At 50.9% G+C, this 21669-nt stretch carries 22 protein-coding genes; 12 read left to right on the plus strand and 10 right to left on the minus strand.

The window, feature by feature from the left end:
- Nucleotides 1-59: 59 nt before the first annotated feature.
- Nucleotides 60-854, minus strand: a complete 795-nt coding sequence (locus M1L66_RS10970; RefSeq protein WP_434692899.1) for a MerR family transcriptional regulator — start codon at nt 852-854, stop codon at nt 60-62.
- Between the two features lie 207 nt (nt 855-1061).
- On the opposite strand from M1L66_RS10970, the gene M1L66_RS10975 reads away from it, so the two are divergent.
- Nucleotides 1062-2357 carry an FAD-dependent oxidoreductase gene (locus M1L66_RS10975; RefSeq protein WP_187021406.1) on the plus strand — a complete coding sequence of 432 codons (1296 nt, stop codon included), beginning with the start codon at nt 1062-1064 and terminating at the stop codon, nt 2355-2357.
- 141 nt (nt 2358-2498) lie between these two features.
- On the opposite strand, the gene M1L66_RS10980 is transcribed toward M1L66_RS10975, so the two are convergent.
- The 3 genes from M1L66_RS10980 to M1L66_RS10990 all read right to left on the minus strand — a co-directional run bounded on the left by M1L66_RS10980 (nt 2499) and on the right by M1L66_RS10990 (nt 6294).
- Nucleotides 2499-2849 carry a hypothetical protein gene (locus M1L66_RS10980; RefSeq protein ID WP_187021403.1) on the minus strand — a complete coding sequence of 117 codons (351 nt, stop codon included), beginning with the start codon at nt 2847-2849 and terminating at the stop codon, nt 2499-2501.
- Nucleotides 2850-2980: 131 nt separating this feature from the next.
- Nucleotides 2981-4831 (minus strand): asparagine synthase (glutamine-hydrolyzing), encoded by a 1851-nt coding sequence (gene asnB, locus M1L66_RS10985; protein WP_434692902.1) that lies wholly within the window; start codon nt 4829-4831, stop codon nt 2981-2983.
- Nucleotides 4832-4923: 92 nt separating this feature from the next.
- The gene (locus tag M1L66_RS10990) at nt 4924-6294 is read right to left on the minus strand and encodes a citrate transporter (RefSeq protein WP_434692905.1); all 1371 of its coding nucleotides are present in this window, start codon (nt 6292-6294) and stop codon (nt 4924-4926) included.
- Between the two features lie 139 nt (nt 6295-6433).
- Here M1L66_RS10990 and M1L66_RS10995 point away from each other — a divergent pair, with 139 nt between their 5' ends.
- Complete coding sequence (locus tag M1L66_RS10995; RefSeq protein WP_434692908.1) at nt 6434-8290, plus strand: ATP-dependent nuclease; 1857 nt, start codon at nt 6434-6436, stop codon at nt 8288-8290.
- Nucleotides 8291-8577: 287 nt separating this feature from the next.
- Here M1L66_RS10995 and M1L66_RS11000 read toward each other — a convergent pair whose 3' ends face one another.
- Complete coding sequence (locus tag M1L66_RS11000) at nt 8578-9378, minus strand: MerR family transcriptional regulator (RefSeq protein ID WP_434692911.1); 801 nt, start codon at nt 9376-9378, stop codon at nt 8578-8580.
- Between the two features lie 557 nt (nt 9379-9935).
- On the opposite strand from M1L66_RS11000, the gene M1L66_RS11005 reads away from it, so the two are divergent.
- Together M1L66_RS11005 and M1L66_RS11010 are read left to right on the plus strand one after the other, a co-directional pair.
- Nucleotides 9936-10874 (plus strand): helix-turn-helix transcriptional regulator, encoded by a 939-nt coding sequence (locus tag M1L66_RS11005; protein ID WP_243270238.1) that lies wholly within the window; start codon nt 9936-9938, stop codon nt 10872-10874.
- Entirely contained in the window at nt 10871-11467 is a 597-nt protein-coding gene (locus tag M1L66_RS11010) for a uracil-DNA glycosylase family protein (RefSeq protein WP_187021393.1), read from the plus strand. Before M1L66_RS11005 ends, M1L66_RS11010 begins: the two co-directional genes overlap by 4 nt.
- Before the next feature lie 175 nt (nt 11468-11642).
- On the opposite strand, the gene M1L66_RS11015 is transcribed toward M1L66_RS11010, so the two are convergent.
- Both M1L66_RS11015 and M1L66_RS11020 read right to left on the minus strand, forming a co-directional pair.
- Nucleotides 11643-12212, minus strand: coding sequence for a GNAT family N-acetyltransferase (locus M1L66_RS11015; RefSeq protein WP_002600410.1), 570 nt, complete (start codon nt 12210-12212; stop codon nt 11643-11645).
- Between the two features lie 12 nt (nt 12213-12224).
- The gene (locus M1L66_RS11020) at nt 12225-12701 is read right to left on the minus strand and encodes an SAM-dependent methyltransferase (protein ID WP_187021391.1); all 477 of its coding nucleotides are present in this window, start codon (nt 12699-12701) and stop codon (nt 12225-12227) included.
- A gap of 342 nt (nt 12702-13043) precedes the next feature.
- On the opposite strand from M1L66_RS11020, the gene M1L66_RS11025 reads away from it, so the two are divergent.
- The 6 genes from M1L66_RS11025 (at nt 13044) to M1L66_RS11050 (ending at nt 16489) form a co-directional block, all read left to right on the plus strand.
- Nucleotides 13044-13550, plus strand: coding sequence for an ECF transporter S component (locus M1L66_RS11025; RefSeq protein WP_117630190.1), 507 nt, complete (start codon nt 13044-13046; stop codon nt 13548-13550).
- 217 nt (nt 13551-13767) lie between these two features.
- Nucleotides 13768-14178, plus strand: a complete 411-nt coding sequence (locus M1L66_RS11030) for a hypothetical protein (RefSeq protein ID WP_187021342.1) — start codon at nt 13768-13770, stop codon at nt 14176-14178.
- Between the two features lie 13 nt (nt 14179-14191).
- Nucleotides 14192-14791: an AAA family ATPase gene (locus M1L66_RS11035; RefSeq protein ID WP_025531709.1), complete on the plus strand. Its 600-nt coding sequence runs from the start codon at nt 14192-14194 to the stop codon at nt 14789-14791.
- A gap of 18 nt (nt 14792-14809) precedes the next feature.
- A complete protein-coding gene (gene def / locus M1L66_RS11040) occupies nt 14810-15259 on the plus strand; it encodes a peptide deformylase (protein ID WP_022030196.1) in 450 nt (149 codons plus the stop codon).
- A 231-nt stretch (nt 15260-15490) separates the two neighbouring features.
- Entirely contained in the window at nt 15491-15955 is a 465-nt protein-coding gene (locus tag M1L66_RS11045) for a GNAT family N-acetyltransferase (RefSeq protein WP_434694238.1), read from the plus strand.
- A gap of 57 nt (nt 15956-16012) precedes the next feature.
- The gene (locus M1L66_RS11050; RefSeq protein WP_002600403.1) at nt 16013-16489 is read left to right on the plus strand and encodes an LURP-one-related/scramblase family protein; all 477 of its coding nucleotides are present in this window, start codon (nt 16013-16015) and stop codon (nt 16487-16489) included.
- Nucleotides 16490-16515: 26 nt separating this feature from the next.
- On the opposite strand, the gene M1L66_RS11055 is transcribed toward M1L66_RS11050, so the two are convergent.
- Nucleotides 16516-17490 (minus strand): pentapeptide repeat-containing protein, encoded by a 975-nt coding sequence (locus M1L66_RS11055; protein WP_434692917.1) that lies wholly within the window; start codon nt 17488-17490, stop codon nt 16516-16518.
- A gap of 159 nt (nt 17491-17649) precedes the next feature.
- On the opposite strand from M1L66_RS11055, the gene M1L66_RS11060 reads away from it, so the two are divergent.
- Together M1L66_RS11060 and M1L66_RS11065 are read left to right on the plus strand one after the other, a co-directional pair.
- The gene (locus M1L66_RS11060; RefSeq protein WP_434692920.1) at nt 17650-18237 is read left to right on the plus strand and encodes a TetR/AcrR family transcriptional regulator; all 588 of its coding nucleotides are present in this window, start codon (nt 17650-17652) and stop codon (nt 18235-18237) included.
- A complete protein-coding gene (locus M1L66_RS11065) occupies nt 18234-18782 on the plus strand; it encodes a CDP-alcohol phosphatidyltransferase family protein (RefSeq protein WP_434692922.1) in 549 nt (182 codons plus the stop codon). The genes M1L66_RS11060 and M1L66_RS11065 overlap by 4 nt, the downstream gene beginning before the upstream one ends.
- A gap of 28 nt (nt 18783-18810) precedes the next feature.
- Here the strand turns inward: M1L66_RS11065 and M1L66_RS11070 are convergent, their stop codons facing one another.
- Both M1L66_RS11070 and M1L66_RS11075 read right to left on the minus strand, forming a co-directional pair.
- Nucleotides 18811-20160 carry an MATE family efflux transporter gene (locus M1L66_RS11070; RefSeq protein WP_434692924.1) on the minus strand — a complete coding sequence of 450 codons (1350 nt, stop codon included), beginning with the start codon at nt 20158-20160 and terminating at the stop codon, nt 18811-18813.
- A 139-nt stretch (nt 20161-20299) separates the two neighbouring features.
- Nucleotides 20300-21616 (minus strand): hypothetical protein, encoded by a 1317-nt coding sequence (locus tag M1L66_RS11075; RefSeq protein WP_434692926.1) that lies wholly within the window; start codon nt 21614-21616, stop codon nt 20300-20302.
- Between the last annotated feature and the right edge of the window lie 53 nt (nt 21617-21669).

Here is a 21669-nt window from a genome sequence, read left to right on the forward strand (position 1 = left end):
TAAATCCTCCTTCTCTTTCGTGGAAAATCATCTGAGGAAAGGACGCCGGTTCGCGGCTGTTACTCCTTTAACGGCAGATACAGTTCGATGTAATAAACCGGCTGGCTGACGTCGGCCTCCTCCGGCATAGCTGTCTGCATCTCATCGACCGCGCAGCTCAGCAGAAATCCGCCGTAGGCCGTACCTTTCAGCTTATATCCCTGATCTCTGGCCCAGCAGACCGCCTTCATGATGGAACGGGTGTCCGGAATGCGGCTGGCGGATGCGATAACCGTATAGACGCACCGCTCATGCTGAATAAAGAGGCGGCCGGATAACTGTTCCTCCAGTCCGATGATGGCAGCGGTATCTGCGGCGAATAAGTAGTATTCATCTACCTGGCCCGGCATGCCTTCCCTGAGTTGATATTCCTGATAGATATAGCATAAATCATGAACGGCCAGCTTGTCAATGAGACTCTCATCAACCTTATAATAGCGGCGGAGCGGACGTATGTCATAATCATTTAAAAAATCGTCAATATTCTTATAAAGCTGAGTAAGATACTTTAGATGGATTAAAGAACGCCGGTGCCGTTCCACTTCCCGTTCTTCCTCTGCTATTTTTTCCTGAATCATGGTATAATAAGAACCAAAGGAACTCTGATGAAGAATTCGGTTGATATCCTCAATGCTGAAGTTCAGCCTCCGGTAGAACATGATGTCGAGAAGCTTTCTCATATCCTCATAGCTGTAGCACCGGTAGCCGTTTTCCAGCTTCTGCGGAGTGATAATGCCTTTTTTTTCATAAAAACGGAGCGAGTCGCGGCTGATGCCCAGTCTTTTCGACACGTCTCCAATCGTATACTGCTTCATAATATGATCCCTTCTTCCATACCCTGATATTTTAGCACAAACAACACGGGAGGGGACCTTACAGTTTTCTGTCTACGTTTACAAAATTTTAACGAAGTTGTTCTTGTAAAAGGAAGACAAATGTGATATTATTGCAATAATAGTAATTAATACTGATTTTGACAAATATAGGAAATGATAATATGAGAGTCGGAAAGGGGTATTCACATGGGTGAAACAAAAAAGAAACTGGTAAAATGTCTGGTATGCGGCGCGGTATTTGAAGATGGGGTAAGCGTATGTCCCGTATGCGGAGTGGGACCGGAGAACTTCGTCCCGTTTACGGAGGAGGAAAAGTCCTTCCACAGAGACACGGAAGAGATATTTCTGATTCTGGGAGGCGGCGCGGCGGGGTTAAACGCGGCAGAGGCCATACGAGAAAGGAATTCCACAGCCTCTATCGTGATGGCGACGAACGAGGAGATACTGCCCTACAGCCGCCCCATGCTGACGAAATCCATGCTGGGAGAGAACAACAGGGAACAGCTTCTGGTTCACGACGCACCGTGGTATGAGGAGAACCGGATTTTAACCCTGACAGGAAAGACGGCGGAGAAGATCGATCCGGAGGCCAGAGAAGTGACCTTTTCGGATGGAATCCGCTTAAAATATGACAAACTGGTTTATGCCCTGGGTTCGGAATGCTTTATTCCACCAATTCCAGGTCATGAGAAGCCGCAGGTTATAGCGATCCGGAGAATCACCGATACGGAAAAAGCAGGCGCCCTTCTTTCTCAGACGAAGCACGCCGTGGTAATCGGCGGTGGTGTTCTGGGACTGGAAGCAGCCTGGGAACTGAAAAAGGCGGGCCTGGAGGTGACGGTTCTGGAACTGGCACCGCAGCTGATGGGCCGACAGCTGGATGCGGGAGCCGGTGAATTCCTGAAGGATCTGATTCAGAATGTAGGAATCGCCATCCATTTAAATGTGAAGATTGAAGCGATCGAGGGAGAGACGGATGTGACGGGAGTGCGCCTGGGCGACGGCACCGTGATTCCGGCTGAGTTGGTGGTAGTATCTGCCGGTGTCCGTGCAAATGTCGGTGTGGCAAAAGACGCGGGAGCGGAGATCGGAAGAGCCGTCAAGGTCAACGCATTTATGGAGACCACCATTCCGTCCGTATACGCATGCGGAGACTGCGCCGAGTATGAGGGAATCAACTATGCGATCTGGCCGCAGGCGGTGGAGATGGGCAGGACAGCGGGCGCCAATGCGGCCGGCGACGGCCTTGTTTACCACACCGTACCCGCAGCACTTACCTTTAACGGTATGGAAACTTCCCTTTTTGCCGTGGGCGACGTGGGAAAGAATTCCGAAATTGAGTATACGGTGAAGCACGAGGAAGACCCGGAAAAGAAGATATATAAGACCCGGTATTATGCGAATGGCAGATTGACCGGAGCGATTCTCATCGGTGATACAAAGGAGATGCAGAGCGTGACGGAGGAGATGGAGCAGGCGTAAAATATCTGAAATAGCATGGCAGGAAGTAATGAATTTTAAAATATCACTTAAATATAGTAATAGAAAACAGCGGCCACGTTTATCGTGTGCCGCTGTTTTACTGTTACTTGTTTGCCGTTACCAGTTTTACCGTTATTTGCTCTACTGTTTTCCGCGAAGTGCCTGAAGCGTATTCTGGATTTCTCCGAGAAGTGCGGTTTTGTCAGTCGGTACGGAAGCGATCATCTGCTGAATACGGCTCACGCAGTGATCGTTGCCGACCTTTGCGAGAGATTTAAGTGCAGCCACTTTCACTTCATCTTCGGGTGAGTCGAGGAGTGCCATCAATACATTGCTGGAATCGTCGCCCACGGCTGAAGCACATGCTTCTGCTAAATGTACCTTTGTCTCTGAATCAGAATTTAAATAACTTTTCTTAATCTTATCCCATTTGCCCTTCTGAACCAGTTTTTCTAATGCTTCTGTTGTTGCTCCTTTTGATGAACCAAACATATTATTCCCCTTTTCTAAGTGTAAAAACGTCTAAAAATATTATAACATGAATATTTCATTTTACAATACAATTTGTCGGAAAATAATCACCAAAATTATTAAATGTATATAAAGTATGCGCGGCCAGATCCTTAAACCAGGGAAATCTTATAGGTCTTCATCCAGTAATCGATCTGAAGTATATAGGCCAGCATCTGCGGACCGGCCATCAGCTGGCCGTACCATGGTTTTCCGTAATCGGAGGGATTTTTAAGAAACGTCTCCAGCTTTTTTCTGTCCAGAAACTGCATGACAGGCGAGGACGAATCGTTCATGATTTCGAGGACACGGCTGGTGAGGAGTTTTTCGTAATTCGTGTCGTAAGTCTTCGGATAGGGCGATTTCCTGCGGAACAGGATATCGTCGGGCAGAAGGCCTTTCCCGGACTGACGCAGAAGGTTTTTGACCAGGCCATCCCTCGTCTTCATGTCCCAGGGTACATTCCAGACGTATTCCATGATCCGGTGGTCGGCAAACGGCACCCTGGCTTCCAGGCTTGAATACATGCTGGCGCGGTCCATGCGGTTTAAAAGGGTCTGCATGAACCAGCGAAGATTTAAGTAAGAGATTTCCCGGCGGCGCGCCTCTGTGGGCGAGTCTTCGGACAGGGTGGGAGTCTCTGCGACAGACCGCTCATACGTTTCTTTGACGTATTCGTCCATCTGCAGGTAATCGAGAAAATCATCTTTCAGAAGGATTTTTCTCGCTTCTAAGTTCATCGTCCACGGGAAGGTGTGGGCTCGGAAGCATTCCTCCTTGTGGAACCAGGGATAGCCGCCGAATATTTCATCGGCGCATTCGCCGGTCAGGGCTACTTTGTTATGCTCCTTGACCAGAGAGCAGAAATGCAGCATGGACGAATCGATGTCTCCCATGGCAGGCAGATCGTGGGCCAGTACCGAATCACAGAGACGGTCGGCCTGATCAGTGTTGCCGCACTCCAGATAGTGGTGGTCGGAGTCCAGAAACTCCACCATCCGGTCCACAAACGGGCGGTCCTGGGAGGGCTGGAAGGAATTGGCCTTGAAATACTTATCATTGTTCACAAAATCAAAGGAAAACGTGGTCAGTTTTTTTCCCTGCTTTTTAAGCTCCGCGGCACAGACGGCGGAAACCAGGCTGGAATCTACTCCCCCGGAGAGGAAGGTACAGATGGGAACATCGGAGACCATCTGGCGTTTGATAGAGTCCTGAACGAGAAAGGCCGTCTTCTCAATGGTCTTTTCGTAGCTGTCCTCATGAGGAAGGCTTACTAATTTCCAGTAACAGTGGGAAGAGACGCCCTCGGGGGAACAGATGAGAAAATGGCCGGGGAGAACCTCCTCCATACCGGCAAATACACCACAGCCATAAGTTCTGGCGGGACCGATGGAGAAGACCTCGTTCAGTCCCTTACGGTCCAGTTCCGGTCGGATGCCGGGAACGGACAGGATTCCTTTCAGTTCCGATGCGAACAGAATCTCGTCGCCGCGAACCGTGTAGAAGAGAGGCTTTACACCCGCACGGTCACGGAACAGGATGACACGGTCGTGTAAGGCATCGTAAAAGGCGATAGCGAAGATGCCGTTCAGCCGCTTGACAAAGTCGGGGCCGTATTCGATACATCCGGTGAGAATCACCTCCGTGTCACTGGTGGTGGCGAAGGAGTGTCCCTGCGCGCGCAGTTCCGTCCGCAGCTCCTCCGTGTTATAAAGCTCCCCGTTGTAGGCGATAGAATATATGCGGCCTCCGGCTTCCTTTTCCATGGGCTGATGTCCGCTGACCAGGTCTATGATGGACAGACGGGCGTGGGAGAGACCGGTATGTCTGCTCAGGTAAACGCCGGAATCGTCGGGGCCGCGGTGCCTTTGCACCGCGGCCATGTCTTTTAAGATATCCCGGTAACGGGCCTCCTCTTCTAAGTAATTGCTATGCGGGTTATAAAAGCCTGCAATTCCACACATGGCAGATTCCTCCATTTCATTAAGATGCGTGATTCAAAAAGTGCAATTTGATAAAGCGTGATTCAGGATACGTATTTCTGTTACTGTTACTGCTACAGCAGAAGGCAGCCGGTTAAAAAGGCAAAGAGAAAGCCGATTAAGACCGGCGGAAGATTCTTACGGGCCAGGTCTAAGGGGCTGACGTTGCAGATGGCGGCCACGGGGATAAGTCCCCAGGGAACGATGGTACCGCCTCCCACGAAGATTGCGGTAAGCTGCCCGAGAGAAGCCAGCACTGGCACCGAAGCGCCGACGGCGGTGCCGAAGGTGTGTGCCAGGGAGCCTGTCAAGGGAAGGCCGGAGAAACCGGAGCCGTCGAGACCGGTCAGACTGCCTACGACCATCTGGATAAAGGCTGCCATATATTTGTTTAAGGGCGTATTGTGAGCCAGCCAGACGGCCCAGTCATTCATGATGCCGCTCTGATACTGATCGCCCATGATCGTGGTAATGCCGCTGCCGCCAAGGAAAAAGAATGCGCCGATGATAATAACGGGGGCGAAGATCTTGATGGCGAAGAGGAAACCGCCTGTCACGTAATCGGTCACCTTTTCCAGCGACTGTCTGCCAAATCCGGCGACTGCGCCGGCACACATCACCAGTACGGCGGTACCGGAAACCATGCTGGTGGCGTCTCCGCCCTTTAAGTCAAAGGCCAGCATCAGAAGAATATCGGCGAGAAAGGCCGTGGGAGTGAGGACCGCGATGGCGATGGCCGCTTTCGTCACTTTCTTCCGCTCCTCAGGCAGGGCCTCTGCGGACACGGTCTCTGTGGCTGCCATACTCTTACGGTTTAAAAGATATGCGGCGGTTACGGTGACAATGCCCATGACCCAGAAAACAGGACGGCCCTGGGTGAGAATATCGGAAGTGGAAATTCCGGCGGCACCGGCGGAAATGGCAGGCGCACCCTGGATGACGAAATCATAGCTTAAAGCGATTCCGTGACCGAAAAGGTTCATAGCCATGGCCGCGGCGAGCGGTTTTAAACCGGCCTTGACTGCAAATGGCAGCATAATCGCGCCGACTAAGGCCACGGAAGGTGACGGCCAGAGGAAGAGGGAGAAGAGCAGCATGGTGATTCCGAGAATCCACCATGTGACGGAGGGGGTCTTCATGATTTTCGACATGGGGACCATCATCAGGTAGTCGCTGCCTAAGTCTTTTAAGCATTTGGACAGAGCCGTTACCAGGGCGATGGTGGCTATGACTTCCATGAATTCTTTCGCGGCGAACAGAATAGAATTAAACACGGTCATGATTCCGCCTGTTATGGAACCAAGACCGATGGTTCCGAGGAGAAATAGAAAGCCGATACAGACGGCGGGGGTGTCTTTTCGCAGGACCATGACAGCGAGAATTACAAGAACACCGATTAGATAAACATAGTGCAGAGGGGTCAGCACTACGGCATAATCGAACATAAGAACCACTCCTGAATTTAGAATATAATCCATAGTATGAAGCGCGGGAAGAGCCAGTGCTCAATAGTTGCGAAAATTTCAGCGGAAGCTTGAAATTTGCCCTGGCATCTCCTATACTTAAACCTAAAGGAGAACACATATGCAGATCACATCGGTCCACATCAGGAATTTTAAATCCATCCGTGAGATGGAGATTCATGGTATCGAAAATGCCCTGATTCTGGTGGGAAAGAACAACACGGGGAAGACCTCAGTGCTGGATGCCATCCGTGCGGTGGCCGGTTCTTACCAGATACGGGAGAACGACTTTAATGAAAGAAAACAGAATATTGAGATATCCATCACCCTGAATTTTACAGAGGAAGATCTTCATATGTTCCACCGGGCGGGAATCGTGAGCCAGTACAAGCGGTATGACGCATGGCGCAGGGATTTCTGTGCAAAGCTGCCGTCGTATGAGGAGGAAGCCCTGTCATTTACATTTGTGGTAAACTGGAAGGGGGAGTCCCGCTTTTTCGATGGATATAAGAAGAACAACCGGTATATCCAGGAGGTATTTCCCAGGATTTATTATATCGATACCGAGCGTCAGCTAAAACAGTTTCAGGATGATCTGTTCATGTTCCAGGAGGATGAGCAGCTGATCAGACTGCGCGCCCACGTCTGCATGTTCGATGCGGCAAAGGAGTGCAACCAGTGTTTCAAATGCATCGGTCTGATCAATCAGAAAAAACCGGAAGAATTGAAGCTTTACGAGACGTCCAAGCTTCTGGAATATAAGATGTATCAGCTTAATTTAAAAGAGTTTACGGAGAAGGTCAACGCTAATTACAGAAAGAACGGCGGATTCGAGGAAATCAAGTTCACCTTGAACTGCAATCCGGATGAGATGTTTCATGTGACGGCGGAGACGTACCACGAAGAGCACGGGCGGCTGAACCCCATCGAAAATCTAAGCGGGGGCATGAAGAGCATCTATATGCTGTCGCTGCTTCAGACGTACACGGACGATGAGAAGAGGATCCCCAGTGTGATCATTGTGGAAGATCCCGAGATTTTCCTTCATCCTCATTTGCAGAAGATATCCAGTGAGATCCTGTACCAGCTGTCGAAGAAGAATCAGGTGATTTTCACGACCCATTCGCCGAATATGCTGTTTAACTTCACCAGCCGCCAGATCCGTCAGGTGGTCCTGGACGAGGAAGACTATTCCGTGGTGCGCAAACGCACGGATATCGACGCCATTTTAGACGATCTCGGTTATGGGGCCAACGATTTCCTGAACGTGAGCTTCGTCTTTATCGTGGAAGGAAAACAGGATAAGAGCCGGCTGCCGCTGCTGCTGGAGAAGTATTATTCGGAGATTCACGATGCTAACGGCAATCTGTCCCGGATTTCGATTATCACCACCAACAGCTGTACCAATATCAAGACGTACGCCAACTTAAAATACATGAATCAGGTGTATTTGCGTGATCAGTTTCTGATGATCCGCGACGGCGACGGAAAGAACCCGGAGGAACTGGCGGGCCAGCTCTGCCGGTACTACGACGAGCGGAGCCTGGAGGATGTCGATAAGCTGCCGAAGGTCACGAGGAGAAATGTGCTGATTCTCAAGTACTATTCCTTTGAAAATTACTTCTTAAATCCAAAGATTATGGCAGAGCTTGGAATTGTGAAGAGCGAGGAGGCATTCTATGAGACGCTCTTTTCCAAATGGCAGGAGTATTTATACCGCCTGCAGTCAGGCCGCCATCTGACAGAGGTTCTGGGAGGGACACTCTCATCTGTGGAAGAACTGAAGGCGCATATGGAAGAGTTTAAGATCTATATGAGAGGCCACAACCTCTATGATATCTTTTATGGCCCGTATAAGAAACGGGAGACGGAGATTCTGAGAAAGTACATGGAGCTGGCGCCGAGAGAGGATTTCAAGGACATATTGGAGGCCATCGACCGGTTTGTCTATTTTGACAGCAGGAAAGTGGACGCTTAAGGCACGAGGCCCGGCCGCCATGGAAATGAGAACTGACAACCGATAAAAGTTAGGAAAAGAGAGGTGAGATGGCATGTTAATCGCTCAGTTTTTACCCCTGATCTCAATTATTTTTACTGCTGTGCTGCAGTTGGCAAAATTGGCTGCACTGATCTGTTTTATTCTGTGCTGTATTAAATATTTGAAAAAATAATCGAAAATATAAGATCTGCTGGACAGAAGAAAGCGGGCCGGAAAATCCTGTCATATTTTCCGGCCCGCATTTTTATATTGATGATGGAATTGGACTACGCTTTTTCTACCGGAAACAGGATCGCTGTCTCCAGTTCTTCCGCAGAAGAGACCGTATTCTCATCCTTTAGATACCGCTCAATGCTGATTCCGGTAAGCTGGTATTCCGGATGCTGGTCCAGATATTGACAGATCGCCTGATACCCGATGTGTACCTCCTCCAGCGGCCCCTGATGGATCGCGGTGACACAGAGGGATTCCGGCAGAAGCTTCGTGTCCGGATGAGCTTCCGCTACCTGAAGCTGTGCTTCCACCTCCATCCTGTCTTCGTTGAATTCATTTCCCATGTAGACCAGCTGACAGGGACCCGCGCGGTGCAGGCCGCGTTCCTTTGCCTGTGCCATGAGGTCAGAGATGAGCCTGTGAATGTCCTGGGCCTTGACGGCAATGGTGCGTTTAACGGAGAAGACGCGCTGCTCCGGTGTGTTCATAACAATGATGTGATAGTTCCGATTCATGGTTATGCCCTCCTTAAAATGGGAGATATCCCGTTCCATGCAGGTGAGCGTCTCCGTCAGACTGGCCGCCTGCTCTTTTACGCGCTCGTACTGAAGCAGAATCTGGATATTTAACTCTGCCTCCGTAAGCGTCAGCAGCCGTTTGATTTCGGCCAGTGAGAAGCCGTATCGCTTCAGCTTTTCGATTCGCTGAAATGTAGGGATCTGGCTGCTGTCATAGTAGCGGTACCCGTTCTGTTCGTCCGTGGCGGCCGGATGCAGCAGGCCGATGCGGTCGTAATGGCGCAGCATTCTCGCGGAAATGCAGCAGAATTTTGAAAATTCTCCAATGGTAAACATAGGACCTCCCAAAAGTGAAATAGTGTTGTGCTGATATTGCGTTGTCAGGTGTAGAACCGATTCTGAGTGTATTGTACACCTTCCCACTGTGATAAGGTCAAGAGGTAATTTTTCTTAATCCGCGGTGTGTCCGTTCTGCCCGGCAGACTCCGCTTTCTGTTCCTGTTTCGGCAGTAAGAAGCTGTAAATGTGTGGGATTTTTCTAAAAGCCTGCCGCAAAGTTCGGAACTCGCTGCGCTCAGACAACCGCACTTTGCGGCAGAACGAAAAAACCCACATATTTACAGCTTCTAACAGACTGCAAACGTCACAGAAAACGGAGTCTGCCGGGGCAGAACGGACACACTGCGGATTAAGAAAAATCTTGAATTTAGAAAAGATAAAAAGTAAAAGATAAAAAGCAAAAGATAAAAAGCAAAAGATAAAAAGCAAAAGATAAAAAACAAAAGATAAAAAACAAAAGATAAAAAACAAAAGATAAAAGCAAAAGATAAAATAATTAATTAAAAGTGTACAGTTATAATATTGCTGACATAGCATGTCAGGTTTTGTCTGATATGATGAAAAACGAGGTGATAGCAATGATAGAGAGCCGGCTGTTCAAAATTATTTACCATCTGATGGAAAAGGGACAGGCCACTGCACCGGAGCTGGCGGAGAAGTTTGAGGTGTCGGTGCGGACGATTTACCGGGATATTGATAGGATCAGCGGGGCGGGGGTGCCTGTCTATTCGGTGGCGGGGCGAAGCGGGGGAATTCGTTTGCTGGACCGATTTGTGCTGGAGAGATCGCTGCTTTCGGAAGAGGAGATGAGGGATATTCTGTTCGGCCTGCAGAGTCTGGCGGCGGTTCAGAATTCTGATATGGAGACGGTCTTATCGAAACTGAGGGCTGCGTTTCAGATGGCGGATACGAGCTGGATCGAAGTGGATGTTTCCCGCTGGGGAAGCGACCCGGAGAGGGAACGGATGGATTTTAACGTGCTGAAACAGGCGGTTATGGCGAGACGGCAGATCCATTTTAAGTACTATGGCTCCAATGGAATAGCCAGTGAACGAGACTGCCATCCGTACAGGCTGATCTATAAGGACAAGGCGTGGTATCTGTATGCGTGGTGCCTGGTCAGAGAAGATTTCCGGCTGTTCCGTTTATCGCGGATCAAGGAGATTGTGCTGACGGGGATCCTGTTTGATCGCATACCGGAAGGAACAGAGCCGGATCTGACACGATGGGAGAAGGAAAGAGAGCCTGTCTCTGTGGTTCTGCGTTTCCCGAAGGAAGCGGCCTCCAGAGTATATGACGTGTTCGATGACCGGGTGGTTACGGAATGTGACGGGGAACTTACTGTCCGGGCGGTTATGCCGGACAATGAGTGGCTGTACGGCTTCCTGATGTCCTTTGGAGATAAAGTTACCGTGTTGAGTCCGCTTTCTTTGAAGCGAGAGGTGGAAAAGAGACTGAAGTCTGCACTGCATCACTATGAGGAGAAACGATGAATATCAGAGAAGAAATGGAAAAAAGAAATAGTAATCAAGAGGCGTTTGTATTTCAGGATTTAGAGGTGAAGCCCGAGCAAATCCGGGCGGTTTTGATTAATGAAGTGGTGCCATCAAACCCGGCTGATGACTTTTACGGCGGTGACGGGGCGGCCTATTTATCGACGGCAATTCCGCTGTTTCAGAAGGCCGGAGCACAGGTGAACAATGCGGGAGAACTGCTGGAGCAGGGTATTTACCTTACAAATGCAGTGAAAATGCCGAAGACGGCCCCGGCCATTGAGAGAAGCACCATCGAAAAAAGTCTGCCGTATCTGGAGTGGGAGCTGTCTCTCTTTCCCCATGTGAAAGTAATCATGCTGATGGGTGATGTGGCGAAAAAAGCCTTTAACATGATAAGCAAAAAGGCCGCTGGGAAAAATGTGATTCCGTCGGTGTCCACCTATAAGATACGAAAGAGTGAAATATGGTATCAGGGTATCCGGATTATGCCTTCCTACATTATGACCGGGCAAAATATTTTAATTGAAAAGTCGAAGGCCGAAATGGCGGCTGAAGATATTTCCGTCATGCTTTCCATAATCAAAGAATAGAATATGCCTGCATCATACCGCACCGCGGAGTTGAATCGCGGAGGTATGACGCAGGCATTGTTTGTTTGACAGGAAAGCCCGTACTGTTAATTGCTGCAATCCACGCCCTAAGGGGATATGGCTGCTGAAACGGCCATGCCCCGGCGCGCGAGTCCGGTAATCTGTTTAGATCGGGTTACGCCTGACTGGCGTGTTCCGGGAGAAGGTCTGTTTTCAGCAGACCGTATAAATAGTAGTCGCACCAGGAAGAGACCATTTTTCCCTGCCGGATGCAGCCCTCCCGTGTGAAGCCGGCTTTTTCCAGCGTTTTGCAGGAGGCGGTGTTTCTTACGTCCACATCGGTCCAGAGCCTCTGAAGCTCCGTGCGAGTGAAGCAGAAATCCACCACGCTTTTCAGGGCTTCCGTCATGAGGCCATTTCCCTGACAGGCAGGCGAGAGTCGGTAGGAGACCTTGGCCATCCGGTCGTTCTCGATTAAGTAGACCCAGAATTCCCCAATTACCTTATTGTCTTTCTTGTTCGCGATGCCCCAGTGGAAGCTTTTCGTTGGTTTCTGATTGGCGGCTGTGAACAGCAGTTCCGGGTTTAAATCGTGTCTGCCGGGCCGCTTTCCCCAATAGAGGTACAGGCCGGGATCGCTCAGCCACTCCCGCAAATCGTCAGTATCCTCCGGCCTGAGCTCCCTTAAAATCAGCCGTTCTGTTTCAAGAACCGGTTTTTTGATCAGATAGTCTTTTAAACTCATGGCCGCCACCTCTCAGAATGTAAATACGCCAGACCAGTCGAAATCAGCCGATTCCTCCAGGCTTTTTGGCCAGGAAGCGCACCAGTCGGGCACACAGGGCTGTGCCACCCGGTCGAGGCTGGGAGTATAGGGCTTCAAGTCGATGACCGGTGTGTTGTCACGTGCGTCGATATGGCTGAGTCCGATGATGCCGGCCGCCGGATCGATTCGAAGAATCTGCGCCGTTGAGAGCGCGACAGGGTTAGGGCGTTCCGGGGAGCGGGTGGCAAAGGTGCCCAGCGTCGCCGGCGAATTGCGGTAGGGAGAGCTGACCTTAAGCACACCGCGGGAAGCTTCATTGTCACAGGCATCGAACCACCAGAAGATCTGAATATGGCTGAAGCCATCCAGTCCCTCCAGGGCGGAACGATAAGGCTTTTCCAATAAAATGAGTGGCATTTCATTCTGAAATACAACTTTGCCGACAGGCTTTACTATGAGATTGTTCATGCTTTTTTGTCCTTTTTCGTTTTATTACGGCGCCGTTATCTTAATTGTAGCAAGTGTTTTTATACTTCAACCCCTTTTCAAAAAATATATAAAATTCACAGAACAGAGGCAATTTTTCCAGTGCCGTGAACTGTAACAACTCAGGACAAAAGTACATCGAAACACCGAATGAGGTCTTTCACGAATTTTATGTTTATGATACAATAAAACAGTGGTGGAGCAGGCGTGTGGCTGGAAGATAAAACTGGCATTGCTAAAAAGTTAAAAACTGGATATTTGAAACAGTCCATTTTCGGTTTATAGTAAGTGCATTATCATTGAAAACCGGAAGGGAGACTTTGTATGAAAACGAACAATAATACCAGAAAAATGGTGATGACGGCGCTGTTTATGGCGTTGGTATGTACAGCGACGATGGTGATCCGGATTCCGACACCGGGTACGAACGGATATATCCATCCGGGAGATGCGCTGGTGATTCTTTCGGGAATCTTTCTTGGACCGGTTCAGGGGCTCCTGGCCGCAGGAATTGGTTCCGCGCTGGCGGATTTCCTGGGCGGATATCTGCTGTACGTGCCGGCCACCTTTCTGATTAAGGGGCTGACCGCTTTTTGCTGCGGCCTTGTATTTCGGAGACTTTCAGCGACGGCCGGAAAACGGACCGCCGGTGTGGTGATCGGAGGGCTGACTGACATGGTGTTTGTAGCATGCGGGTACTGGCTCTATGAAACCTGTTTTTATGGAATGGCAGCGGCCCTGGCCAGCGTGCCGTCGAATTTGATTCAGGGCCTTGGAGGCCTTGTTCTGGCCGTCATTCTGTATCCTGTCCTGGCTGTGTGCCGCCGCTAGTACTGCATTGCGTAAATTCCTATGATATAGCACCCGCTATCTGCGCCAGGAGCACGCCCACGAAGCTAGACGTAGGGTCTACTACGCCGTCGCTTCGCGGACGCACACCTGACGCAGATATCGGGCACTATATCACAGCTATTTACGCAATGCAGTACTAGATGGAGCAGGAGGAAAAGCGGCTGGAATAGCGCGGAGAAATTCCGGGAGGTTTTTTGTGGCAATTGCAAAGAAGCATAAAAGAACATTAGTCTGTGGGGACAGCACCTATTACTGGTGGGTAAAGCGGGATGATGATTATGACAGACCCGTACTGCATATCGCGTCGGAGGATAAAGGGCTGATTGTGCTCTATCCCACGGAACAGCATGGGGAGCGGCGGTATCTGGTATCCATCGGAAGAGTATTTAAGAACAGAACGACGAGCGGCTGCTGGCAGCGGTACCGGATTCCGAAACTGGGCGCCGGGAAGGAGCCTGACGCAGGCCAGGATACAGAGAAAGCCGACGAGCCGGTTATGGAAGATTTTCCTGTTACGCCTGGATTTGTGGCCAGCCTTTTGGGCTGGTGCCTCGACGACGGAGATGCAGAGAGTGTGACATGGAACGGAAGAGATATCTGGCTGTAGGGAGGAACGGTATATGGCAGTAATTCTATCGCTGCAGGGCTGTATGGCCGTGGGAAAAACCACGGCCGTTCAGTATGTAAAGGAGCGCCGTCCCGATATCTTTTTAAGCAGGGAGGACAATGGAACGGTTATTAGTGAGGTACACCGCCGAGGCCTCATAAAGAACTGTTATGAGGATTACCTGGAGATTCAGAGGCTTTGGCTGAATCATGAAGTGGAGCGGTGGAAAGCGGCAAAGGAGCATAAACTGGTACTGATGGATTTCGGCGCGGAAGAGATCGAGTTCTACACGCTGAATTACCCGAAGTCCATAGGCGAAAATTGGGATATCGAAGGACCTCTCTGCAGGGAACTGGAGGCGGTGAGACGCTGTATGCCGGACAGGATTCTGTTCCTGGACGCAGATGAGGAGACTCTGAAGGCGCGGAAAGAGGGAGATAAGAGCCGGTCCAGAGAATTTTTTGATTTTCACCGGGAGTATCTTCTTCCCCTGAAACGGGAGTGGTTCTTAAACCGTTCCGATACAGACGTACTGCGTGTGGACACCATGGACCGGGAAACGATGGGGAAAGCCGTTCTGAAATGGGCAGACGCTGCAGCGAATAAAATATAAATGCAGGAGAGTGGAATCATGGCAGTATTAAACATGCGTTACGACGGAGACGAGATACTGAGAAAGAAATGCAAAGAAGTGAAAGAGGTGGATGACCGGATCCGGGAAATCCTTAACGATATGACAGATACGCTTCATGCGACGCCTAACGGAGCTGCAATCGCAGCGAACCAGGTAGGAATTTTAAAACGCCTTGTCGTCATCGATATGGGAACCGGGCTCATGAAGCTGGTAAATCCCGTGATTGTGGAACAGACAGGGGAACAGGACTGCATCGAAGGCTGCTTAAGCTTTCCGGAGAAATACGGAAGGACCATTCGGCCCCAGACCGTAATCGTGAAGGCGCTGGATGAAAATGGAGAAGAGGTCACTTTGACCGGAATTGATGAGATGGCCAAATGTTTCTGCCACGAGCTGGATCATTTAGACGGAGTCTGCTTCGTCGATAAGGTGACGGAGTGGCTGTGACCCGTGCCAAGTCAAAAAAGCGCCGCAGGCAGCGGGCTTTTTGACCCTCGCGGCAGTCGTCAGATGGATCCGCAGGCAACGAGTCAGATGGCTCGCTAACGGGTCCATCTGACGACTGCTTGTGGGAACAAACAGACAGGAATTGGACAACTGCCTTTATGGCGGAAATGGAGGGGACGGATCGATGGAGTACCGTCAGATCAGACCGGAGGAGCCCGGGAATATGTGGAAATGATGCGGTCCCTGGATTTAGAGACCGATATGATGATGCTGGAACCGGGGGAACGGAAAAATGACCCGGAGGCCGCCGCGGCCATGATCAGGGAGTCTTTGGCAGCAGGCGATTTCTTCCTGATTGCCAGGGAAGGGGAGTCGATGGCGGGAGTTCTGACCGCCGAGCGGGGCCGCTGCCGCCGAATCCGCCATGCGGCATATGTGGTAGTCGGAATCCGGGCCGGATACCGCGGCCGGGGCATCGGCACAGAGATGTTCAAACGCCTGGATGCATGGGCCGTATCTCAGGAAATTACCCGCCTGGAGCTGACCGTGAGAAAGGACAATGAAGCCGCTGTCCATCTCTATGAAAAGAGCGGTTTTGTAATCGAAGGGCTCAGAAAGAATTCCATGCGTGTCGGCGGCGCCTACGCGGATGAGTATTACATGGCAAAATTTATCCCCCGGAATGAAGGGGCATAAAGCAGCACTGCACGAAGCGGCCAAACCGCTGAGTGCTCATAACAGGGAGGAACGATCATGCAATTACTATTTAAACAGCGGCTGTTTTCCTGGTTTGACAGTTACGACATCTATGACGAGAGTGGAAATACGGTCTATACGGTAAAGGGAAAATTAAGCTGGGGCCATTTGCTGGAAATCTATGACCGTTTCGATAACCATATCGGAACCGTACAGGAGAGAGTGCTCACCTTTCTGCCTAAATTTCTGATGTACATAAACGGACAGGAGATCGGAGAAATCCGCAAGGAACTGACCTTTTTAAAGCCCAAATTCACGCTGGACTGCAACGGCTGGACAGTGGACGGAGACTGGCTGGAATGGGACTATCGTGTAAAAGACAGCGCAGGCAGTCTGATCATGACGGCCAGTAAAGAATTTCTCCACTTTTCAGACACGTACGTTCTCGATATTGTAAGGGAAGAGGACGCGCTCCTCTGCCTGATGATCGTACTCGCCATTGACGCGGCGAAATGTTCCGGCGGACAGGACTGACTTATTGTAACAGGAAATGTTACGATTTATCTGCCGGATTCCCAGTGATCAGGCATCTTTAACCAGGAAGGCAGACGGGTATCCCGGCTGCCTTTTGCGGCATTTATCTGCATCTGCGTGAGGAAAAAGGCATCTCTTAAATCGGCGCCTTTAAGATCGGCATCCCGCAGGTCGGTTCCCAGAAAGCACGTTCCGAAGAGACGGCATCCCCTCAAGTCGGACGCAATGAGAAAGGAAGAAGAAAAATCCATGGCACTTAAGTCTGCCCCCTGAAAATGATATCCGAGGAAGCGCAGGGGCCCCGCGCCATTCGTCCCGGAAGTTTTATGGGAAGAGTTACCGGAAGAGACGGTGTGGCTGCGGGCAGACCGCGAAATGCCTTCCTTTTTCGAAGGCAGCTTCTGAGAAGCCGCATAATCGAGCGTCAGGCGGATCGTCTCCTTCAACAGATCGTTGGCCGCAGTGATCCTATCGCGGATCCCGTCTTCCGTGAGGTCTTGCCGGGAACCGTCTGCCAGCTTCTCTAAGCCGGTGAGCGCGGCATGGATACGGGGGCGCAGTGCGGATGCGGGGCGCAATATTGCGGCTTCCTCCAGATACCACATGGCCTCGTGCAGCTTTAATTCAAGGAAGAAGACGCGGAACATTTCCTCCGGATCAGGAAGCTGCCGCCAGCTCTTCCCCTGAAATACGATTTCTGTGGCCGTCTGCCCCGCCCCTAAGCAGTCGTAATTGATGCATCCCTTCAGGCGGCGTCCGGACAGAGAGCTGTGAACCTCGCAGGAGAAATCTTCACATAAGTGGGCGCAGGGAATCCCAGCTTCCTTATCGTCAGGGAATCCCTCCGCTTTGGAAAAATAGAGCGCCGTGCAGCACAGGCCGCAGCAGCGGGAACAGTCCGCGGCCAGACGTTCCCTCCTGTGGGAAATGAGGGCCGGGACCGGGTCTGCCCCACCGGATACCGCGTGCCGGTACGAGAAATTTTCGTGGATTGGTTCCATGTCATTCATCCTCCTGTACTTGTAACGGAAAGTATTCCATAGTATAATGCGGGTAACTGACAGCGTCAAGGCCCTGCGGGCAAGTGCTACATCAGGGGGGCCGGTGTGCCACCCTGAAAATAATCCGGTAAAAAGGATCAGAGAAACGAAGGTGGAGAGATGAAGGAGACGAGCAATCCGGTTGTCTGGCAGTCTAGGACGTGGCTGATGGACGCGCTGGCGGCTCTGATGGAGGAAAAGAAATTCGAAGAGATCACGGTGGTGGAAATATGCAGGCGGGCGGATTTATCAAGGCGGACATTTTATAGAAATTATTCCTCAAAGGAAGACCTGTTTCGAAGCTGCTGCGAACGCCTGTGCAGGGAATATGTCCGGTATCTGGAACGGGATACCGCCTATTTTGCGGCGCATATCACAGAGGTGTATTTTTCGTTCTGGAAAGAGCATAAGACATTTCTGCAGTCTGTATGCAGGGATGATAAGATCTGCTGTCTCATCGAGGTGTCCAATACGTACTGGCCCGAAATTTACGGCCGGCTGCAATCGTACTGGAAAGAAACCATGAGCGGAGAAGAGCTGGAGTACTGTCTGTTTTTTAACATGGGAGGCTTATGGAATATTATAATGAAATGGCTTTTTGAGGAACCGGAGAGAAGCCCCTGTGAGATGGAGTGCATGATCCGAAGATCTTTACAAAATTTACTGGCTGGCGATGCGAAATCGCCGGATAGGAGTGATGCAAAATGAAAAAGTATACGAGAAAGGAACTGTTATCCATCCCAAACCTTATGGGATACTTCCGGCTTCTGATGATCCCGGTCTTTGTATATCTCTATCTCCATGCGGAGACGGACCGCGGCTATTACGCCGCGGCGGCTGTCATGGGAATATCGTCCATCACGGATATGTTTGACGGACTGGTTGCCCGAAAATTCAATATGATCACGGAATTCGGCAAATTTCTGGACCCGTTTGCCGATAAGATGACGCACGGGGCCATTCTCTTATGCCTGTGGACCCGCTATCCTTATATGGCGGTTCTGGTGGTACTCTTTGTCGTCAAGGAGGGATTCATGGCGGTTATGGGCCTGGTGAAGCTGAGAGAGGGCAAGAAGCTTGACGGCGCCATGTGGTTTGGAAAGGTGTGCACGGCGCTGCTGTTTGTCGTCATGTTTGTGCTCATTCTCGTGCCACATATCCCGGCCGCGGCGGCGAATGCACTGATTGCTGTCTGCGCCGTGGTCATGGCCGTGACACTCATCCTGTACATACCCGTGTTTCGAAAAATGTGACACGCTCTGGTATTCGCGCCGGGAGGCACTAGTGCTCAAAGCCATGCACCCAGCTGCCCTTCAGGAAATAACGGAGAAAGACGACCGAGCTTAAGAACCAGGTCAGCGGATAGGCCCAGAATACCACGCGGATATCCGGAACAAAGTGAACGGTTACGGTGATGTACGTCACCCGGATGATGCACCAGCAGACCATCATAACCAGCATGGGAACCGTGGATTTTCCGGCGCCGCGGAGAATTCCCGCGATACAGTGGGAAAATGCCAGAAGAAAATAGAACAGAGTCACCGTGCGGGCCTGGGCCGTTCCATTTATGATAACCTGCGGATCATTGTTAAAGGCGGAGATGAGCAGGGGCGAGAAGGCATAGATGAAAATGCCGACGAGCTCTGCAGTGATGATGGAGCAGAGAATGCCAAAACTGGCTCCCTTTTTCGCCCGCTCATACTGTCCGGCGCCGAGATTCTGGCTCACGAACGTGGTCAGGGCCATGGCAAAGCAGGTGATCGGCAGGAATCCGAAGCCTTCGATCTTCGAATAGGCGCCGCATCCCGCCATCGCCATTTTCCCGAAACGGTTGATATTGGACTGGACTACCACGTTAGCCAGAGAAATAACGGAGTTCTGAAAACCGGCCGGGAGACCGTTTGCGATGATCTGCCGCAAGAGTCCTGTGTCAAACCGGATTTTCTTTAAGCAGACCCGGTATTCCTCCGGACTTCTCATGAGACGGCGCAGACAGAGAAACGCGCTGACAAACTGGGAGATAATGGTGGCAAACGCCGCTGCCCCTACTCCAAAGTGAAAGATCCCCACCAGCACAAGATCCAGCACGATGTTGATGAGAGACGATATAATGAGATAGACCAGCGGATGGTGGCTGTCACCCACGGATTGCAGGATGCCGACAAACACGTTGTACATGACGAAGGACAGTGAGCCTGCAAAATACGTTCGGAAATAGACGGTGGATTCCGGAAGTACATCGGCCGGAGTTCCCATCCACACCAGTATAATCGGCGCCAGTACCACACCGATCACGGTCAGCACAACCCCTGCGGCAAGGCCGAAGGCAATGGTGGTGTGAACGGCCTTCTGCACGTCACCGTGCCGCCCGGCGCCGTAATACCGGGCGATGACCACACCGGCTCCAATTGCGATCCCATTGAAGAAACCTACCATGAGGAAGATTAAGTTGCCGGAAGAACTGACGGCAGCGAGGGCATTGCTCCCCAGAAAATTGCCGACAATCAGTGAATCCGCTGTATTGTAAAGCTGTTGAAAAAGGTTCCCGAGAAATAAGGGAACAGCAAATGCGATAATTTTTTTCCAGATGGACCCCTCTGTCATCAGGGTCGAAGACGTGCTTTTTTCCATAGTAAATCCGCTCCGTAGTCATTGATCAATGTTTTGTATCAGTAGTGCGCAAGGGCGCCATCCTTTATTCTACTACAGAAACAGCGGGAATGGAATCAGTATTTTAGCGGTTTCTATCCACATACAGAATAATCACAGGCTAATCTTTCCAGTTCTGAACCACTTCCTCAACAAGCTGTCCGGCCGTATCGCGGTTAAAGGGCATGACCCGGCCGTGGTATGGAAAATATACGAGATTTGACCAGAGCACCTCATAGCCGCCTTTCTCATACTCCCCGGCCGTCGGTAAGTAGCTGTTACAGCCATTGGTATAGCCGTTTAAAAAGAGCAGCGGCGTTCCGGCAGCCTCCATGGCGTCAATGGAAATCCTGCACATGGCTTCATTGGCAATCCCGCACAGACAGCCGTCATTGAGGGAAAAGTACTGTATTTCCACCTCTGAAAACTGTTGTGAAATACCCTCGCCGTTAAGGCGTTTCACTTCCCGGAGCCAGTCGGTTCCATCGATGCCGGCCTCCATAAGCGCCTCATCGGCAATCCGCTCCGCCTGTGCCAGGGAGGGAACATCCGCTGTAAAATGGCTGAAAACCGACTTCATGGTCAGATGAGTGACAGGCTCCGCTTCCATTGTGGGAAGAACGGCTGACACGGCCTGGCAGATAGCCTCTGCCGTCTGCTCCAGGGCCTTTTGGCTCTGAAGCCGGTATATTTTCTGATACTCTTCTGAAAATCCCTTCGCCGCCGCCTCGAAGCCGTGAATCTCCAGATACTCTGTGTTTTCCTGATGAAACCGAGGCCGTACGTCTCCGGAGGCGCCCTGCATCATCATGATTTTGCAGCCGAAGCGCGCTTCCAACTGCTCTCTTGTAATGCCAAAGTAGTCGGCTGATATGAGATAATTGTCGCTGGAGAGAATGTTGGCATGGGCAGTGACCCGCAGCAGCAGCACCCTGTGAGATTCGTTTTCCGGTGCGGTGACAGACAGGATTCCAAGCCGGTTGTCGAAGTCGGTGGAATCCGTTCTGCGGTTCAATCCCACAGTATTTTTTCCGATGCCCCATGAAGCCAAGGCAGGAGACAGACTGCTCAGAGCGTCTTTTACGGCACTCTGCGCCCTGCGGCATACGAAATCAAAGTATTCAGGCTCCTCTGCGGCGTTCGGGGCGGAATGTGTATGAGAAAATGCAGTCATGACGTGATCGGTTCCCGTATGAAGCAGGTCCGCAATGAGGCCCCGCAGGGCATTGGCCAAATGGACGGTAAAACCAAGGCTGTCCAGGGTAATAAGACAGGCCGTTTCTCCCCCGTATTCCCAGACCATTGTCTGGAGCTTCAAGGGGTCGCGGATGCCCCTTGAGTGATTGTCCGGACGGAAAAATCCGACCAGTTCAACAACAGTATCCGGTGTGATATCGGCTTCCCCATATCCCATCCGCGCAGTCTCGTAAGTGTTCATCTGTAACAACCTCTTTTCTTTCTGTTTTTTTCTTTCTATCCTTTCTGTTAAGG

It is taken from the genome of Hungatella sp. SB206 (assembly GCF_051132295.1).
In the GTDB taxonomy this organism is placed as follows: Bacteria; Bacillota; Clostridia; order Lachnospirales; family Lachnospiraceae; genus Hungatella; species Hungatella effluvii.

Coding starts and splice junctions, on each gene's coding strand:
- M1L66_RS11020 (WP_187021391.1), bottom strand. CDS start 12,701: ATGAACAATCTCATAGTAAAGCCTGTCGGCAAAGTTGTATTTCAGAAT.
- M1L66_RS11000 (WP_434692911.1), bottom strand. CDS start 9,378: ATGTTTACCATTGGAGAATTTTCAAAATTCTGCTGCATTTCCGCGAGA.
- M1L66_RS10970 (WP_434692899.1), bottom strand. CDS start 854: ATGAAGCAGTATACGATTGGAGACGTGTCGAAAAGACTGGGCATCAGC.
- M1L66_RS11025 (WP_117630190.1), top strand. CDS start 13,044: ATGAAAACGAACAATAATACCAGAAAAATGGTGATGACGGCGCTGTTT.
- M1L66_RS10995 (WP_434692908.1), top strand. CDS start 6,434: ATGCAGATCACATCGGTCCACATCAGGAATTTTAAATCCATCCGTGAG.
- M1L66_RS11050 (WP_002600403.1), top strand. CDS start 16,013: ATGCAATTACTATTTAAACAGCGGCTGTTTTCCTGGTTTGACAGTTAC.
- M1L66_RS11065 (WP_434692922.1), top strand. CDS start 18,234: ATGAAAAAGTATACGAGAAAGGAACTGTTATCCATCCCAAACCTTATG.
- M1L66_RS11010 (WP_187021393.1), top strand. CDS start 10,871: ATGAATATCAGAGAAGAAATGGAAAAAAGAAATAGTAATCAAGAGGCG.
- M1L66_RS11015 (WP_002600410.1), bottom strand. CDS start 12,212: ATGAGTTTAAAAGACTATCTGATCAAAAAACCGGTTCTTGAAACAGAA.
- def (WP_022030196.1), top strand. CDS start 14,810: ATGGCAGTATTAAACATGCGTTACGACGGAGACGAGATACTGAGAAAG.
- M1L66_RS10975 (WP_187021406.1), top strand. CDS start 1,062: ATGGGTGAAACAAAAAAGAAACTGGTAAAATGTCTGGTATGCGGCGCG.
- M1L66_RS11005 (WP_243270238.1), top strand. CDS start 9,936: ATGATGAAAAACGAGGTGATAGCAATGATAGAGAGCCGGCTGTTCAAA.
- M1L66_RS11070 (WP_434692924.1), bottom strand. CDS start 20,160: ATGGAAAAAAGCACGTCTTCGACCCTGATGACAGAGGGGTCCATCTGG.
- M1L66_RS10980 (WP_187021403.1), bottom strand. CDS start 2,849: ATGTTTGGTTCATCAAAAGGAGCAACAACAGAAGCATTAGAAAAACTG.
- M1L66_RS11035 (WP_025531709.1), top strand. CDS start 14,192: ATGGCAGTAATTCTATCGCTGCAGGGCTGTATGGCCGTGGGAAAAACC.
- M1L66_RS11075 (WP_434692926.1), bottom strand. CDS start 21,616: ATGAACACTTACGAGACTGCGCGGATGGGATATGGGGAAGCCGATATC.
- M1L66_RS11045 (WP_434694238.1), top strand. CDS start 15,491: ATGATGCGGTCCCTGGATTTAGAGACCGATATGATGATGCTGGAACCG.
- M1L66_RS11055 (WP_434692917.1), bottom strand. CDS start 17,490: ATGGAACCAATCCACGAAAATTTCTCGTACCGGCACGCGGTATCCGGT.
- M1L66_RS10990 (WP_434692905.1), bottom strand. CDS start 6,294: ATGTTCGATTATGCCGTAGTGCTGACCCCTCTGCACTATGTTTATCTA.
- M1L66_RS11060 (WP_434692920.1), top strand. CDS start 17,650: ATGAAGGAGACGAGCAATCCGGTTGTCTGGCAGTCTAGGACGTGGCTG.
- asnB (WP_434692902.1), bottom strand. CDS start 4,831: ATGTGTGGAATTGCAGGCTTTTATAACCCGCATAGCAATTACTTAGAA.